The 15,508-nt window shown below is 42.0% G+C and carries 16 protein-coding genes; 3 read left to right on the top strand and 13 right to left on the bottom strand.

Going from position 1 to position 15,508, the window contains the following annotated elements:
- Positions 1 to 39 precede the first annotated feature (39 nt).
- The 11 genes from LC036_RS03730 to glsA form a co-directional block, all read right to left on the bottom strand.
- Positions 40 to 579, bottom strand: coding sequence for a GNAT family N-acetyltransferase (locus LC036_RS03730; RefSeq protein ID WP_226578411.1), 540 nt, complete (start codon positions 577 to 579; stop codon positions 40 to 42).
- Positions 580 to 702: 123 nt separating this feature from the next.
- Positions 703 to 1,158, bottom strand: a complete 456-nt coding sequence (locus LC036_RS03725) for a DUF420 domain-containing protein (protein ID WP_226578409.1) — start codon at positions 1,156 to 1,158, stop codon at positions 703 to 705.
- Between the two features lie 33 nt (positions 1,159 to 1,191).
- Complete coding sequence (ctaG, locus tag LC036_RS03720; RefSeq protein ID WP_226578407.1) at positions 1,192 to 2,091, bottom strand: cytochrome c oxidase assembly factor CtaG; 900 nt, start codon at positions 2,089 to 2,091, stop codon at positions 1,192 to 1,194.
- A gap of 327 nt (positions 2,092 to 2,418) precedes the next feature.
- On the bottom strand, positions 2,419 to 2,745 hold the full coding sequence (gene ctaF / locus LC036_RS03715) for a cytochrome c oxidase subunit IVB (protein ID WP_226578405.1): 327 nt from the start codon (positions 2,743 to 2,745) through the stop codon (positions 2,419 to 2,421).
- Between the two features lie 3 nt (positions 2,746 to 2,748).
- Positions 2,749 to 3,372, bottom strand: a complete 624-nt coding sequence (locus tag LC036_RS03710; protein ID WP_226578402.1) for a cytochrome (ubi)quinol oxidase subunit III — start codon at positions 3,370 to 3,372, stop codon at positions 2,749 to 2,751.
- Complete coding sequence (gene ctaD, locus LC036_RS03705) at positions 3,372 to 5,240, bottom strand: cytochrome c oxidase subunit I (protein ID WP_226578399.1); 1,869 nt, start codon at positions 5,238 to 5,240, stop codon at positions 3,372 to 3,374. Before ctaD ends, LC036_RS03710 begins: the two co-directional genes overlap by 1 nt.
- 38 nt (positions 5,241 to 5,278) lie before the next feature.
- Complete coding sequence (coxB, locus tag LC036_RS03700) at positions 5,279 to 6,343, bottom strand: cytochrome c oxidase subunit II (RefSeq protein WP_226578396.1); 1,065 nt, start codon at positions 6,341 to 6,343, stop codon at positions 5,279 to 5,281.
- A 71-nt stretch (positions 6,344 to 6,414) separates the two neighbouring features.
- Positions 6,415 to 7,350 carry a heme o synthase gene (gene cyoE, locus LC036_RS03695; protein WP_226578393.1) on the bottom strand — a complete coding sequence of 312 codons (936 nt, stop codon included), beginning with the start codon at positions 7,348 to 7,350 and terminating at the stop codon, positions 6,415 to 6,417.
- Between the two features lie 609 nt (positions 7,351 to 7,959).
- Positions 7,960 to 11,403 carry a pyruvate carboxylase gene (gene pyc / locus LC036_RS03690; RefSeq protein ID WP_226578390.1) on the bottom strand — a complete coding sequence of 1,148 codons (3,444 nt, stop codon included), beginning with the start codon at positions 11,401 to 11,403 and terminating at the stop codon, positions 7,960 to 7,962.
- A 336-nt stretch (positions 11,404 to 11,739) separates the two neighbouring features.
- Positions 11,740 to 12,021: a YlaN family protein gene (locus LC036_RS03685; protein ID WP_226578387.1), complete on the bottom strand. Its 282-nt coding sequence runs from the start codon at positions 12,019 to 12,021 to the stop codon at positions 11,740 to 11,742.
- 84 nt (positions 12,022 to 12,105) lie between these two features.
- A complete protein-coding gene (gene glsA / locus LC036_RS03680; protein ID WP_226579985.1) occupies positions 12,106 to 13,032 on the bottom strand; it encodes a glutaminase A in 927 nt (308 codons plus the stop codon).
- 91 nt (positions 13,033 to 13,123) lie between these two features.
- Between glsA and LC036_RS03675 the strand changes: the two genes are divergently transcribed.
- Both LC036_RS03675 and LC036_RS03670 read left to right on the top strand, forming a co-directional pair.
- On the top strand, positions 13,124 to 13,618 hold the full coding sequence (locus tag LC036_RS03675; protein ID WP_226578384.1) for a hypothetical protein: 495 nt from the start codon (positions 13,124 to 13,126) through the stop codon (positions 13,616 to 13,618).
- Between the two features lie 87 nt (positions 13,619 to 13,705).
- Positions 13,706 to 14,284, top strand: coding sequence for a YhcN/YlaJ family sporulation lipoprotein (locus LC036_RS03670; RefSeq protein WP_226578381.1), 579 nt, complete (start codon positions 13,706 to 13,708; stop codon positions 14,282 to 14,284).
- 30 nt (positions 14,285 to 14,314) lie between these two features.
- Here LC036_RS03670 and LC036_RS03665 read toward each other — a convergent pair whose 3' ends face one another.
- On the bottom strand, positions 14,315 to 14,599 hold the full coding sequence (locus LC036_RS03665; protein ID WP_226578379.1) for a hypothetical protein: 285 nt from the start codon (positions 14,597 to 14,599) through the stop codon (positions 14,315 to 14,317).
- Positions 14,600 to 14,735: 136 nt separating this feature from the next.
- On the opposite strand from LC036_RS03665, the gene LC036_RS03660 reads away from it, so the two are divergent.
- Entirely contained in the window at positions 14,736 to 14,939 is a 204-nt protein-coding gene (locus tag LC036_RS03660) for a YlaI family protein (RefSeq protein WP_226578376.1), read from the top strand.
- 83 nt (positions 14,940 to 15,022) lie between these two features.
- On the opposite strand, the gene LC036_RS03655 is transcribed toward LC036_RS03660, so the two are convergent.
- Positions 15,023 to 15,403 (bottom strand): YlaH-like family protein, encoded by a 381-nt coding sequence (locus LC036_RS03655; protein WP_226578374.1) that lies wholly within the window; start codon positions 15,401 to 15,403, stop codon positions 15,023 to 15,025.
- Between the last annotated feature and the right edge of the window lie 105 nt (positions 15,404 to 15,508).

Genomic DNA, 15,508 nt, shown 5'->3' with positions numbered 1-15,508 from the left:
TTTAAGAAAAAAAACCTGAAGCCTAGGCTTCAGGTTTTTTTAGATTCCTTTTTTATAGGAATCCTGCTTATCTTCATGAACAAGTTTTTCTTTTTTAAACACGAGAAAATCCTGGCTTCTTCCAGTGTGCGCAAAACCATTGTTAATCAATACTTTCTGAGAAGGGATGTTTCCTTTATCGCATTGGGCTTCAATTCCCTCTACACCTTTTTCGAATGCCCAATCACAAAGAACGCCTACTGCTTCTGAAGCATAACCAGAATTACGCTCGGAAGCAACAATATGATACCCGATTTCAATAGTTCCTTCTTCATTCGGAGATCCCTTAAATCCAATATCTCCAATCACATGTTCACCAGCTGCATCAATAATCACCCAGGGACCGAATCCCAGTTCATCCGAATCATTCTCTAAGCGTTCCGCATAGAATGGCAGCAGCGCCTTTAAGCCGTCATGAGGCCAGTTTTTATTCCAAGGCAGTTGAAACTTGTAGTAAAAAGCAAGTGAATTCTTCATAAGTGTCTGAGCCAGGTCAAGCGTTACAGGGAATAGCTGCATTCTCTCTGTCTTAATTTCCATCCGTAATCCATCCCTTTCATTTATGTATAAAAAGTAATCATTTGGGCATTCATTCTCTTATACCTTTTATTTACACATGTTAAACAAAAAACAACGAATCGATAAGTCGACTCGTTGTTTTTCTTACATTCCTAAGATGGCTTTAATCATACTTGTTGTTGTTCCTCCATCATAGATGATGTACAACAGAAGATAAACAGCTACCCCGGTAATCGCTGTACAGAACCAAATGATACTTGTAACAGGTCCGATTTTGCGGTGTTTTTTGATCTTCCTCTTAAAAGCAAATGTAAGAGTAACAATTCCAAATACCGCCCCTACAGTCGCTAAAAAGATGTGAAAGATTAAAAAGATCGTATAGAAAATTTTAATATCATCCGGACCGCCAAAACTTGTATTTCCAACGAAAATTGTCCGGCTTAGGTAAATGATAAAGAACGTCAACGCACTAATGGCAGCTGCAATCATCACCTTTTTATGAGTGGTTCGTTTATTTTTTACAATTAATCCCCATCCAATGGCAACAAGTACGGCACTTAACACAATAAAGAACGTACTTAATGTTGGCAATAACGGCATACCTTGCACCTCTTTCCCCTCAAGCAAATCTCTCTATGTTTCTGATGGAACTTCCCCAGGCAGCGGGTCGATCGTGTCACGCTCTCGATTGAACCAGCTGAAGAAAATATAAGCAATGACAGAACCGAAGATGATCTCCTGGGTAATTTTCATAATAATCCCACCGAGCTGCTGATCTTCAATTAATGGCATGGGTGTAAAGTAATTGGGGCCGCTCAGACTTCCAGCTATATCGTTAAGGACATTCGCTGGGACACATAAACTCATGGCCTGCATCCATGCTCCCGCCTCTGAATACGTTTCGTATAGAGGATAACCTGCAAAAATAATTAACCCGCAGGCAGGTGTAATCAATACCCCATTAGCAAAAATAAACCCTATTTTCATAATCGGGCTGAGTCTGTCCATTTCTTCCAATGGTGGAAAGATTGAAATCCACATACAAAAAGCTGTAAATAGAATAATCGTTGAAATAACAGAATGAGCGAGATCACTCGATTTTGCGAAGTCAAAAATAACAGGCATATGATAGAGCGAGAACAGCCCATTAAATAAGATTAATGAGATAAGCGGTCGGGTCAATAATCTGGCTATAGGTCTAAAAACGCCTGAATCCAGAACTTTTTCCCACATCCATTTTGGAACACCTTTAATAATCAAAATTGGAAATAGTAAGTAGTAAAGGGCCATTTGTGTCATATGTGCTGTAAACATAATGTGTCCCAATAGATCGACCGGCGAGCCTTTAATTACATATAACAGCAGCATTCCACTGTAAAACATAAGCTGCTGAACGCTGTTGGGACGTTCTGTCCCTTTCTTTCTGCCTGGGCCGGTGAAGTAGAAATATACAACAGACAAAGCCAGGACAAACAATAAATAATAAGGACTCCATAAGGCACGGAAACCAAAAATTTGGAGCTCTAACCACATAGGTGTCTCACCTCAGATTGTTTTACTTTTACATCTTCATTTTACCTAAGTTTCTACTAAAAAACGAGTGTTCCCAGAAGATATTTGCGATTGTTCATAATTTATTCAAAACTCATGGACCATTTTATGACCATTCGTACCTATTGGTCTTTTAATCATAAAAAGCCTGCTCTCCAAGGTAGTTTTAGGATTAGTGATTAGGAGATAAATTTCCCTCAAAATTATCTCCTAACCACCTGGTTTTCTTATATAGGTTTGATGCGCAATTATAAAAATGAATATAGAAAAAGACCGGAGCCCCGGTCTTTTTCTTTTTCACCTATTCCATTACCACCAAATAATGGAGGTGAACGTAATTATCGTCAAAGCAGCAACGGCTACTCCTCCATACATCATAACGGCTACCATATCATGCCCTTTGTTTTTCATATGCATGAAATAATAGAGCTGGAAAGCGACCTGGACAACAGCCAGGATAATGAGTGTTGGAATGATGAAGTAGGAGTTAACCTCGAAAATAACCATCCCAAAAGCAATGAATGTAAACAGGATCATCAATGCAAATGTGAGAACCTGCTGCTTCATTTCTTCACGGTGCTGTTTCTTTTCATATTCTGCTTGGTGTACTGGTTTAGAATGTGTGCTATTCGCCATGGATTAACCCACCTTTCCCATAAGGTACACAACAGTGAAAATGAATACCCATACAACGTCGATGAAGTGCCAGTAAAGACTTGCTACATAATACTTCGGAGCGTTGTATAAGTTGAGACCTCTCTTTTGGTTACGGATAATGAGAGCTGTAATCCAGCTCAATCCAAAGAGAACGTGTCCTCCGTGGAACCCAACCAGCGTATAGAAGGCTGAACCAAAAGCAGAAGAGCGGAATGTGAATTCATATTCATGGATATAGTGAAAGAATTCATAAAGTTCACAGCCCAGGAAACCCAGACCCAGGATTACAGTGATCGTCAGCCACATCTGCATTTTTCTGAAGTCATTATTCTTCATGTGGTACATGGCATACACACTGGTTAAGGAACTTGTCAAAAGAAGCATCGTCATAATAAAGACAAGCTCAAGTCCAAACAGGTGCTCCGGTGTATTTTCCCCCTGCGTTGAACCATTCAACGCAAGGTACGTACCAAACAAGCAGGAGAACAAAACGGTTTCTCCACCTAGGAAGAACCAGAAACCCAGAAATTTATTTCTACCTTCAAGGGTGGCTTTTTCAGGATCATGCGGCATTTGTTTTGGATTAAGAACATCATCATGACTCATTATTTGCCAGCCCCCTTCTTAATATCTTCTTCTAACTCTTCTTTATGAATATGGTGACCTAAATCATCTTTAAGGGAACGTGTCAGCATGGAACCGAGCGTAATTCCCATACCTACAAATACAGCAATAAGCCAAGCCGGGTCATCTACTTGATAAATAAATCCGAACCCTGCAATAAATACTCCTCCTGATATCAAGAATGGGAGAATGGAAGCGTTTGGCATATGAATATCACCCAGTGGTTCTGCCGGGGTCATGCCTTTTTTACCGTCCATCTTTTCTACCCAGAATGGATCCAATCCACGAACAAGCGGCGTCTGCACAAAATTGTAGTGTGGTGGTGGTGACGGGATAGACCACTCAAGCGTACGTCCATTCCAAGGATCTCCGCTAACTTTCTTCTCTTTTACAGAAGTGTAAACAATGTTAATTACGAAAATAATTGTACCGATGGCCATTAAGAAAGCGCCTATGGTACTAATCATATTCCCTGTATCCAGTCCCTGTCCCTCAAGGAAAACCCAGTAACGACGAGGCATTCCCATTAAACCTAAGAAATGCTGGATAAAGAAAGTTAAATGGAAACCGATAAAGAACGGCCAGAATGCCAGTTTTCCAAGTTTCTCATTAAGTACCTTACCAAACATTTTCGGCCACCAGTAGTGCACGGAAGCAAATAGTCCGAAAACAACCCCTCCGACAATAACGTAGTGGAAGTGACCAACTACGAAATACGTATCATGATACTGGTAGTCTGCTGCAGCTACTGCAAGCATAACCCCTGTCATTCCACCAATTACAAATGATGGGATAAAGGCAATCGACCAAAGCATAGCCGACGTCATTTTAATCTGGCCGCCCCACATCGTAAATAGCCAGTTAAAGATCTTAATCCCTGTAGGTACCGCGATTGCCATCGTAGCTACGGCAAAGATTGAGTTAGCAATCGGGCCCATTCCTACGGTAAACATGTGGTGCGCCCATACCATGAAGCCAAGGAAACCGATTAAAACAGTTGCAAAGACCATGGCGGAATAACCAAATAGACGTTTTTTAGAGAATGTAGAGAAAATGTCACTAAATGCACCAAACAACGGAAGAATTAAAATGTAAACTTCCGGGTGACCAAAGATCCAGAATAAATGCTCCCAAATAATAGCATTACCGCCAAGGCCGACATCAAAGAATGCAGAACCGAACATGCGGTCAAACATCATCAAGAACAAGCCGACAGTTAATGCCGGGAAAGCAAATAGAATCAACGTACTTGTTACAAACACGGACCAGGTAAACAACGGCATACGCATATACGTCATACCAGGTGCCCTCATATTAACGATGGTGACAAGGAAATTAATCCCCCCGATTAATGTTCCAGCCCCTGATATCTGCAGTCCCATAATATAGTAGTCAACTCCGTGTCCCGGAGATGTTGTAGATAAGGGTGCATAATTGGTCCATCCTGCATCCGGTGCCCCGCCGGTAAACCAGGACACGTTTAACATCAATCCGCCAAACAAGAACAACCAAAAACCTAAGGAGTTCAAGAATGGAAAAGCAACGTCCCTGGCCCCTATCTGTAAAGGAACGACGGCATTCATTAAAGCAAAGATGAGCGGCATGGCTGCAAGGAATATCATCGTTGTCCCATGCATAGTAATCATTTCATTGTAGAGTCCAGCAGAAATGAAATCATTATCAGGTTTCATTAACTGGATTCGAATTATCATGGCTTCGAGCCCACCGATCAGGAAGAACAACCCTCCAGAGACCAAATAAAGATGTGCAATCTTCTTGTGGTCTACTGTAGTTAAGTAATCCCAAATCACAGCGCCGAGCCCACGTTTTTGTGCTGCTGCAGTACTCACGCTTTAACCTCCCTTTTCAACCTCTTTCTTATCATTCATTATTCACTTGCGCCAATACTAGGAACATCCTGTCCAATTTCAGAATGCTGCAATTGTAAAAGGTAATCTGCAATTTTATCTGCTTCTTCTCTTGTTACAAGTTCTACAGGCATCTGGTTCCCTGGCTTAATTTCATCTGGGTGGACAATCCAGTCTTTCAAATTTTCCTTAGTTGGTTCCAGAATCCCCGCAATCTTCGTACGGTTTCCAAAATTCGCTAAGTTCGGTCCTACACCAGCTGACGCTCCGCCAATCGCATGACAACTCATACAGTTGTTATTGAACAATTCCTGCCCTTCTTGGGCGGAAGCGGTTTCAGGAGCGGCCTCCGGATCTACGTTCTGCATATCTTCTACCCACTGATCGTATTTATCAGGGCTGACAGCCACAACCTTGAAGTACATCAGGGAGTGAGAAGGACCACATAATTCAGCGCAGAACCCTTCGTAAGTGCCTTCTTCATAAGCTTCTAAGTACATTGTGTTGATGTTTTCACCAGGAATGGTATCCATTTTACCTGAAATAGATGGTACCCAGAATGAATGAATAACATCACTAGCTTTCATGTTTAAGTATACCCTTTCATTTGTCGGGATGTAGAGCTCCTGACTTGTAGCAATCTCCTGGTCGGCATATGTAAACTGCCACCAATACTGGTTTCCTGTGACATCAATGGTTATGACACCCTCTTCATCTTGTGAAGATTGATCAGCCAGATCGAAAGTAGCTTGAACCGTAGGAATGGCTAGAACAAGCAGTAATATAATTGGAATGACTGTCCAGATCACTTCCAATGCTTTATTACCTTCCGTCTGTTTAGGAACGATGTGCTCCTGTCCTTTCTTTTCGCGATAGCGAATAAGAACGAATGTGTAGATTGCCATAACGATGACGAATACGAAAATCATTATCGCAATACTGATCATCATAAGATCAAATAATAGCTCCGACCCGTATCCTTTTGGCTTTAATGCACTGACATTTTCTATACCGCAGCCGGCAAGAAGCATGGTCAAAGCACCAAAAAGAAATAAGGAACGAATTCTTCCCATCCAACCTCTCATGAGTGATACCTCTCTTTCTCTTGTGATACTTTTTTTATTTAAGAACTGACCCCGATGAAGGGGTCAGTACGTTAAAAAGGGAACGGCAAAGTGACGATTACCATCATAAAGAACATAATGGTCAGATAGTTCAATGAATAAATGAACATCCATGTCGCCCATTTGTAATCATCCTTCATAAAGAAACCGGCAATCCCGAGGGCAAGCCAGCCAAAGGATAGTAGAAAAGCTGTTACAAGAAAAACACTGCCAAGTGAAGCTAGATATATAGGCAACGGGAGTAAGCATGCAACATAAACGACAATTTGTCTTTTTGTCATGCGGAACCCGTGGACTACCGGTAGCATGGGGATACCAGCGGCCTTATATTCATCTTTCTTTTTCATAGCAAGCGCCAGGAAGTGCGGCGTCTGCCAGATGAACATAATTAAGAAAAGAATCACTGCTTCGAGCTGAAGGCCCGGATCGATCGCTGACCAGCCGATAAGCGGCGGAACAGCTCCTGAAAAGCTTCCGACAACCGTATTAATGGTGTATTTGCGCTTCGACCACATTGTGTAAAGAACAACATAGACGAACCACCCAAAGGCACCCCACACGGCAGCCTGCCATGTAGTAAAGAGCAGGGTGACAAAGCCCAGGATCGAAATCCCAATACCCAAATTCCTCACGAATGACAGAGACATTGTACCTGTCACCGTCGGACGATTTTTTGTCCGTGACATAATCGGGTCAATATCCCGATCAAACCAATTATTGATTATACAGCCGCCTGCAATAACCAAGGCGGTTCCCGCCATTGTCAGCAGAAAAGTCGCCCACTGATCAAAAAATGAAGTTCCGGTGAAGTGCAAAGCGAGCCAGAACCCTGCGAATGTAGTAATCAAATTAGAATTAATAATACCAACTTTGATTAAACTTTTTATATCAGCTAACAAAGTAGTTTCCTGGGTATTCGTACGGATCATTTCTGTAGAAGCAGACTCGACTGTTCTTGGATTGTCCATCGTATTATCTTCCTCCTTCTACCTTCTCCCATTTTTCTGTGCGTACGAGACGCTATAGGAGAACTGTTTCCAACTTTGTATCTTGATCTATGACAAGAAACATCAGAATAATTGTATCATGTAATTGTTCTTCTATCTATTTAAAGTGGACAATTTTATTAATTTGTGACAACTTTGTGAAACGCTCTCACTCCCTAGTATCAACCATCTGAAGGATTTTTAACGCTTCGTTTGAGAATCATGACAAAAAGACAAATACAAGAAGAGCATTCCTTATATTTCTAGCAAACCCATGCTCTTTTTGCAAGTTTTCCTGGAAATTCATTCAAGTCTTTTAAATCATGCAGGTTCTTTGGAAACACGAAAATTTTTATAAAAAAACCATAGATCATGGTTTTACCATCGAGACACCGGTAATTCTCTACGCAAGAAAAAAATAACGTCCAGCAGGCAGTGCCCTGGACGTTATTTTCAGTATTTCAATTTTAGAGGTCTGCTCGTTTTCACTGTCAGAACCCTGTATTAAACTTCTATTTTCTGAATCATCTTTTACGTTCACTGCCCCTGATGACAGTGGACGGGATTATGCTGTTCTATTCAGACCTATGCTTATTCAAATTCAATAAGCAGATCACCCACGTGAATCGCTTCATTATTTTCTACATAAATGTTTTTAATGACCCCTTCAAATGGAGCCTGGACCGTTGTCTCCATCTTCATCGCCTCGGTAATCATTAAGTGATCTCCTTTTTTCACTTTTTCACCTTTAGTTGATAACACTTTAATCACCGTTCCAGGCATAGTGGCACCAATATGCCTGCTGTTTGTCTTATCTGCTTTCGGGCGTTCTTGAACCGATGCTTTTACGTTCTCATCTTTAACGACTACTTCACGCGGCTGACCGTTCAACTCAAAATAGAGCGTACGCGTACCATCCACTTGAGGCTCACCGACAGACACCAGTTTTACAATCAACGTTTTCCCCTGCTCAATATCTACTTCAATCTCTTCCCCAAGCCTCATCCCATAGAAGAATGTCGGTGTATCGAGAACAGACATATCTCCATACTGTTCGCGGAATTTATGGTGATCCATAAAGACCTTTGGATACAAAGCATAGCTGATCATATCAAAGCTCGTCACTTGTCTGTCCAGCGCATGGAACAACGTTTCTTTAAGGTCTGTAAAATCAACAGGTTCTAAGAGCTCACCAGGACGAACCTGGATAGGCTCACGACCTTTCAGTATAATGCGCTGCAATTCTGCTGGAAAACCACCATAAGGCTTTCCTAGATACCCTTGGAAAAATTGTACAACACTATCCGGAAAGTCAATAGAGTCTCCTTTTTCATAGATATCATCTTCATTTAAATCATTCTGCACCATATAAAGAGCCATATCTCCTACGATTTTGGATGAAGGCGTCACCTTAACGATATCTCCAAACATGTCGTTAACTCTTCTGTACATCTCCTTCACTTCTCCCCATCGCTGTCCCAGTCCGACCGCTTTGGCCTGCTGCTGAAGGTTACTGTACTGCCCGCCCGGCATCTCATGCTCATACACTTCTGTGTGTGGAGCAATCATGCCGCTTTCAAAATCATTGTAATATTTTCTTGTATCTTCCCAAAAATGACCCAGTTTCTCATACGCTTCAATATCGAGGTTCGGTTTACGTTCACTTCCCTCTAAAGCGTAGTAAAGACTGTTGGCACTTGGCTGGGATGTTAAACCGGCCATCGAACCTACAGCAACATCGACAACATCGACCCCGGCTTCAATTGCTTTGGCGTAAGTAAACAAGCCATTTCCACTCGTGTCGTGGGTGTGCAGATGAATGGGAATATTCACTGTCTCTTTTAACGTAGAAATCAATTGAAACGCAGCTTCTGGTTTCAGTAGACCAGCCATGTCTTTAATACCTAAAATGTGCGCGCCGGCAGCTTCCAGTTCTTTAGCAAGATTTGTGTAATACGCAAGGTCATACTTCGGGCGTGTTTCATCCAGGATATCTCCCGTGTAACACATAGCAGCCTCTGCTACTTTCCCACTTTCCCTTACAGCCTCAATGGTCAGCTTCATCCCTTCCACCCAGTTAAGACTGTCAAAGATCCGGAAGACATCAATGCCTGCTGCAGCACTCTTTTCAACGAATTCCTTGATCAAATTGTCCGGGTAGTTTTTATATCCCACTGCATTGGAAGCTCGAAGCAGCATTTGGAACAGTACGTTCGGGGACTTTTTCCTAAGCTTTAATAACCGCTCCCAAGGGTCTTCGTTAAGAAAACGATAGGACACATCAAACGTGGCTCCTCCCCACATTTCCATTGAAAACAGTTCAGGCAGGAGTCTGGCTGTAGGTTCTGCGATATTTTCTAAATCTTTTGTACGGACTCTCGTAGCCAGTAAAGACTGGTGTGCATCACGGAACGTCGTATCTGTAAGCAGGACTTCTTTTCTTTCCTTCAGCCATTCAGCCAGTCCTTCAGGTCCACGCTCATCCAGGATCTGCTTCGTCCCATCCGGGATAGGCTCAGAATATTTAATGCTTGGAATCCTTGGCTTGGAGTATACTGGTTTCTTCCTATTTCCATAGCCTTCAAACCCATTGATTGTGCGATCAGCAATGTAGGAAAGCATTTTCGTCCCGCGGTCCTTTCGTTTCGGAAAAACAAACAGCTCTGGAGAGCGGTCAATAAACATTGTATTGTATTCTCCGGAAAGGAATTGACTATGCTGGACCACATTTTCCAAGAAAGGAATGTTTGTTTTAATTCCACGGATACGGAACTCTTTAAGGTTTCGAAGCATCTTATGAGCCGCTTGATCAAAACTGAGAGCCCAAGTAGATAGTTTAACTAAGAGAGAGTCATAGTAAGGAGAAATGACAGCCCCCTGAAAACCGTTCCCTGCATCAAGACGGACACCAAATCCTCCACCTGAACGATAGGCCATAATTTTCCCGGTATCCGGCATGAAATTGTTAAGTGGATCCTCTGTTGTCACTCTCGACTGGATCGCATAGCCATGCGTACGGATTTCCTCCTGCTGCGGAATGGCAATCGTTTCACTATGTAAGCCATATCCTTCGGCTACAAGAATTTGCGACTGTACGATATCAACGCCTGTAATCATTTCTGTAATGGTATGCTCGACCTGAACACGAGGGTTTACTTCAATAAAGTAAAAATGATCACCAGTAACAAGGAATTCTACCGTTCCTGCATTAATGTATTGAACATTTTCCATTAATTTTACCGCTGCCTGACAGATGTCTTCCCTTAATTGATCTGGAAGGCTTACGCTTGGTGCCACTTCAACAACCTTCTGGTGGCGTCGCTGGACCGAGCAGTCCCGCTCATAAAGGTGGACAATGTTTCCTTCTCGATCTCCAAGAATCTGAACTTCAATATGCTTCGGTTCTTCGATCAGTTTTTCTACATAAACCTCATCACTACCAAAGGCTGCACGCGCCTCAGAACGAGCCCTGTCATAAGACTCTTCAAGCGTTTCTGCACTCCTGACAACACGCATTCCTCTTCCGCCGCCTCCCATGGCCGCTTTAATCATCAATGGATAGCCATGGTTCTCACCAAACTCACGAATTTCCTGAACACCGCTTACCGGTCCGTCACTGCCCGGGATAACAGGTATATCCGCTTTAACCGCCTGATCTCTTGCTTTGACTTTATCTCCAAACATATTTAAGTGCTCACTTGTCGGTCCAATGAATGTGAGTCCCTCTTCTTCACAACGACGGGCAAAGTGAATATTTTCTGATAAGAACCCATACCCTGGATGAATGGCATCAACATCGACACTTTTGGCAACTTCAATGATTCTTTCTATATCCAGATACGCATCAATTGGTTTTTTGCCTTCTCCTACCAAATAAGCTTCATCTGCTTTGTAACGATGATAAGATCCTGTATCTTCCTGAGAATAAATAGCAACCGTGCGGATATTTAATTCGGTACATGCACGAAATACTCTGATAGCGATTTCACCGCGGTTCGCAACTAATACTTTGTTAATCTTCTTCACTTCTGACATACTCCCACTCCCTGTTTTCGACTATGTTTTAAATGGACGTACTGTAAACTATAGTTCTTCATCTTATCTCAAAATTCCTTCTTATTTGACAATTCGCCCAATAGAAAACATTTTGGGAGCTCTTTTCCCCCGAATTATCGATTATTGTAAAGGTACGGAGAAGGATTGCAGAGCCTTAAGTATGCTCACTAACAAATGAATTATTTTCATAAATAAGTAAAAAAATGCATATAACCAGCAAAAAAAGAAGAAGCCCTGCAAATCAGGAGCTTCCACCGAGTTCAACCATTAAAAAACTCAAATCACAACAGTTCCTGCCGTAATTTGAGCTTTATATTAAGACTTTTGTGCAGCCTCATGTAAAACATTCAATTGTTTTTCCAAGTCATCTAATAATTCTTTACCTTCTTCATGGCTGATCAAGTTTAAGCGGGCCGCAAAATGGATTTCACGGGATAATCCAAACATCTGTGTATCTAAAACTTCTTCGTAAAGAGGACACTGAGGCATAGTCAGGTTGTCCATCTGTACTTTTATAAGTCTTAATATTTTATCAGCGTCAGCTTTTAGAAGGGCATAGGCTTTTTCCCGATGATCCACAGCCACATCAGACAACATCAAAATCCCCTCCATTACACAAGTCTTTCTTTTCATTATCTTATCGTTTTGGAGTGAAAATTGCAACATTGGAATTAAACATGCTTAAAAAATGGAAAGGTCATAGCGATTGGACAAGGTCTCCAGTAATTTTAATCCAACTACACTATTTCCCTTTTCGTCAAGACTTGGTCCGTAGACAGCGATTCCACCGAAATCATTCAATGAAGCAAGGACGGAACCGGAGACGCCGCTTTTAGCCGGAATGCCCACTTTAATCGCGAATGATCCTGAAGCATCATACATGCCGCATGTAACCATAAAGGTTTTACAGATGCGGGCCAGGTGTTTAGGGATAATTCTTCTTCCGGATGCGATGTCTTTCCCACCATTAGCAAACAGAGCACCGATTCTTGCCAGCTGGCAGACATTCACTTCAATCGCACACTGCTTCGTGTAGGCATCCAAGGTCTCTTCGACGCTGCCTGTTACAATTTTATGCTGCTTCATATAAAAAAGAAGCGAACGGTTCAAGAAGGCCGTTTCAAATTCGGATGTGGCTACCTCCTCGTTATAGCGGATGGTGGGATCATCCGTAAGTTCATGAATAAAACTCAGCAGGCGTCCGACTTTTTCATCTGGTGTGTCACCGTGAATCATGTTCGTTACAGCTAAGGCACCAGCGTTGATCATTGGGTTTAATGGTTTCGAAGGAATCTGCTCAAGTCGGTAAATGGAGTGGAAAGGATCGCCAGTCGGCTCCATGCCTACACGATCAAATACATAACTTTCTCCATTGTCCATTAAGGCAAGGGCTAAAGATATCACCTTGGATATACTTTGTAGTGTAAACAAGGCTTCTGTCTCCCCCGCTTCTACTGTGTCCCCGTCCAAATAATGGATCGCAACAGCAAGATCCTCTGGATTCTGCCTCGATAATGCAGGGATATAATCAGCGACCTGACCGTCATATGCGTAGGGACGGACGTTATTCAGCCAATCTTCCAATACATCTGATGTAATATCTTTAATCAATGAATAGAGCCTCCTTTAATGAAATCGAATTCATTTTTTGCTATGATTTGGATGGACGATTCTTACTACTCGAAAGGTGGCTTCAGCCATGATTGTTCAAATAGCAGGAAATGTAAAATTCCCAATTACGTTAGATCCTACGGTATGGATTTTTGATGATCGTAAAATGACGTTCTCTGAAGTATTCGAAGGCGAAACTTCAGATCAATCTACAGAAGAAGACGATGAGCTAAAACGCCAATCCATGCGTTTTGACAGAGAAGTGTATCAACAGAAAATTAATCCCCCTGTCAATAAAAGCATTAATCGTTATGAAAAAAAGCGGTTGGTAAAAGGTACTTTTCTCATGCCTTTAAAACCATTCCTTCATACGAGTGAGCCAAACAGGGATGTTGAAAAAGCTACCCTGGTCACAGAACATGGGGAACAAGTCATTGATGCCGATGCGCTGGCTGAGTCACTCTTATTATTTGCTAAAGACGGAAAACCCTTACGCGAGGAAGGTCCCGTCCACCTCTACTTTCAAGATGGCTCCAATCGTTCTGAGCCGATCAAAGGCATTAAAAAAATTGTATTGCAGTAAACATTTGGGACAGCTTTATAAGCTGTCCTTTTTGTATATTATTTTCAAGCTGACACAGGCTATAAATAAAAAAAGTGGTGGTTTTCATTGAAGAAACTCTTATGGATCGCTGTTCTACTCTTTATAACAGCCTGTCAGCAAAACGGTGGAGAACAATCCCTGCTTGAAGAAAAACAAGGGGATTCTGAATTAAAATACGTCACAGATTCTGATCCTGTAGAACGTAAAAATATGACAAATCAGCAGGCCGCCAGACATCTGGCTAAACTAGCTGTTCAAGTCCCTGATGTACATGACGCAACGGCTGTTGTTCTCGGTGATTATGTAGCGGTGGGCATTGATGTCGACAAGGATTTAGATCGTTCCCGTGTCGGAGTAATAAAATACTCGGTAGCCGAAGCTCTCAAAAATGATCCCTATGGTAAGCAGGCTGCTGTCTTTGCTGACGCTGATGCTGTAGAACGTCTGCGTGGACTTGGTCAGAAAATATCCGAAGGGCATCCGGTTGAAGCGGTCACAGATGAATTAAGTCAAATTATCGCCCGCTACATGCCTGGTGGACGGATTAATGAAAAGCCAAAATCCAACAATAACCAAGGGTCAGTGCCTGAGAAAGAACAAAAGAAACTCGAAGAATTGGAAAAAGAACAGTCAAAACAAGAATAGCGACAGAAAAACAGCTAAATCCGGATGGATTTAGCTGTTGCTTTTTTCTAGGATTTCTCTTTCTTTCTCTGTTAGTTCATTATAGTATTGGACGCCGAACTGGGATCCTTCCTCTACCATCTTAGAGTTCTCCAGATCAGACAGTTCAGGCTTTCCTGCTTCTTCTATCGGCATATCTTCTGATTTTCCGAAGCTGCCCTGAATGGAACGTGCCTTATCTTTCACCTGCTGCCGCTTATCTTCATCTTTTAAAAGGTATGCGGCCAAACCTCCTGCTACTGCACCTGCAGCTGTTACAATCCAACGCTTTCTCACAAAATCACCCCTTCCTTGACTTCTGTAGTTACAGTTCCCAAACCACTATTAACTCAAACATGGAAACTCCATCTATTTTCAAAAAAAATAATATGTTAAACTATAGGTAATCGGAAAGAGAAATAGAGGTGAGAAGATGCGTGTACAGTGCGTGATTTGCGATCAAATTGAAAAGATTGACAGTTATTGTTTGCAAGCAAAACGGCTTAGAAATCGACGGATTCACACGTACATGTGTCAATCCTGTCACGATCGTATAGAAGAAAAGACTCACAAACGGGTCGCTACCGGTTCCTTTCGTTTTAACCGGGAACGTAAACGTGAAAAACATCTAAGCTGAACACTCGTACGAAATTAGACTTCATGATTAAACTTTTATGCATAAACAAAACCCCGGCCATATATATGGCCGGGGTTTTTCGGTTAAGACGATTCATTCTGCTGCCGTGCTCCTCTTTCTCTATGGAGACGAAGACGATAAATGCCAAGAATCAATGCAGCCACAAATAAACTTTCCGGAATGGGTAAGTTTAAACCAAGAATCAGCGTAAGGACAAAGGTCCCAATAATTAACACAGCATATACGACAACCGCCTTCATTAATGGAAGCTTTCGGGCAAATCCCAGCTTAAACGTGATAATTGCCAATATTACAGTGGCTAAGTATAAGAGCATAAACGACCGAAATAACATCGTCACTTCGCTTTCATCATTTAAATTTACTTCGCTGCCAAAGCCCCGGAAAAAGAAATCAGCTACAGGCCATAGATCTGTAGGGACCGGCAGTGTGGACGTATCATTCATGATGTTCCTCCTCAAGGATACCCTGTTCTTCCATCTATATTACTAGATTCTTTGAACAGATGCTACCCATGTAACCATTTTCATTATTTAGACAAATCCTTTATA

Source organism: Halobacillus litoralis (genome assembly GCF_020524025.1).
In the GTDB taxonomy this organism is placed as follows: Bacteria; Bacillota; Bacilli; order Bacillales; family Halobacillaceae; genus Halobacillus; species Halobacillus litoralis_D.
This window is presented reverse-complemented; position numbering and strand designations above follow the sequence as displayed.

What these genes read in the sequence shown, in the direction of transcription:
- LC036_RS03730 (WP_226578411.1), bottom strand. Translation starts at nt 579, where the DNA reads ATGGAAATTAAGACAGAGAGAATGCAGCTATTCCCTGTAACGCTTGAC.
- LC036_RS03725 (WP_226578409.1), bottom strand. Translation starts at nt 1,158, where the DNA reads ATGCCGTTATTGCCAACATTAAGTACGTTCTTTATTGTGTTAAGTGCC.
- ctaG (WP_226578407.1), bottom strand. Translation starts at nt 2,091, where the DNA reads ATGTGGTTAGAGCTCCAAATTTTTGGTTTCCGTGCCTTATGGAGTCCT.
- ctaF (WP_226578405.1), bottom strand. Translation starts at nt 2,745, where the DNA reads ATGGCGAATAGCACACATTCTAAACCAGTACACCAAGCAGAATATGAA.
- LC036_RS03710 (WP_226578402.1), bottom strand. Translation starts at nt 3,372, where the DNA reads ATGAGTCATGATGATGTTCTTAATCCAAAACAAATGCCGCATGATCCT.
- coxB (WP_226578396.1), bottom strand. Translation starts at nt 6,343, where the DNA reads ATGAGAGGTTGGATGGGAAGAATTCGTTCCTTATTTCTTTTTGGTGCT.
- cyoE (WP_226578393.1), bottom strand. Translation starts at nt 7,350, where the DNA reads ATGGACAATCCAAGAACAGTCGAGTCTGCTTCTACAGAAATGATCCGT.
- pyc (WP_226578390.1), bottom strand. Translation starts at nt 11,403, where the DNA reads ATGTCAGAAGTGAAGAAGATTAACAAAGTATTAGTTGCGAACCGCGGT.
- LC036_RS03685 (WP_226578387.1), bottom strand. Translation starts at nt 12,021, where the DNA reads ATGTTGTCTGATGTGGCTGTGGATCATCGGGAAAAAGCCTATGCCCTT.
- LC036_RS03675 (WP_226578384.1), top strand. Translation starts at nt 13,124, where the DNA reads ATGATTGTTCAAATAGCAGGAAATGTAAAATTCCCAATTACGTTAGAT.
- LC036_RS03660 (WP_226578376.1), top strand. Translation starts at nt 14,736, where the DNA reads ATGCGTGTACAGTGCGTGATTTGCGATCAAATTGAAAAGATTGACAGT.
- LC036_RS03655 (WP_226578374.1), bottom strand. Translation starts at nt 15,403, where the DNA reads ATGAATGATACGTCCACACTGCCGGTCCCTACAGATCTATGGCCTGTA.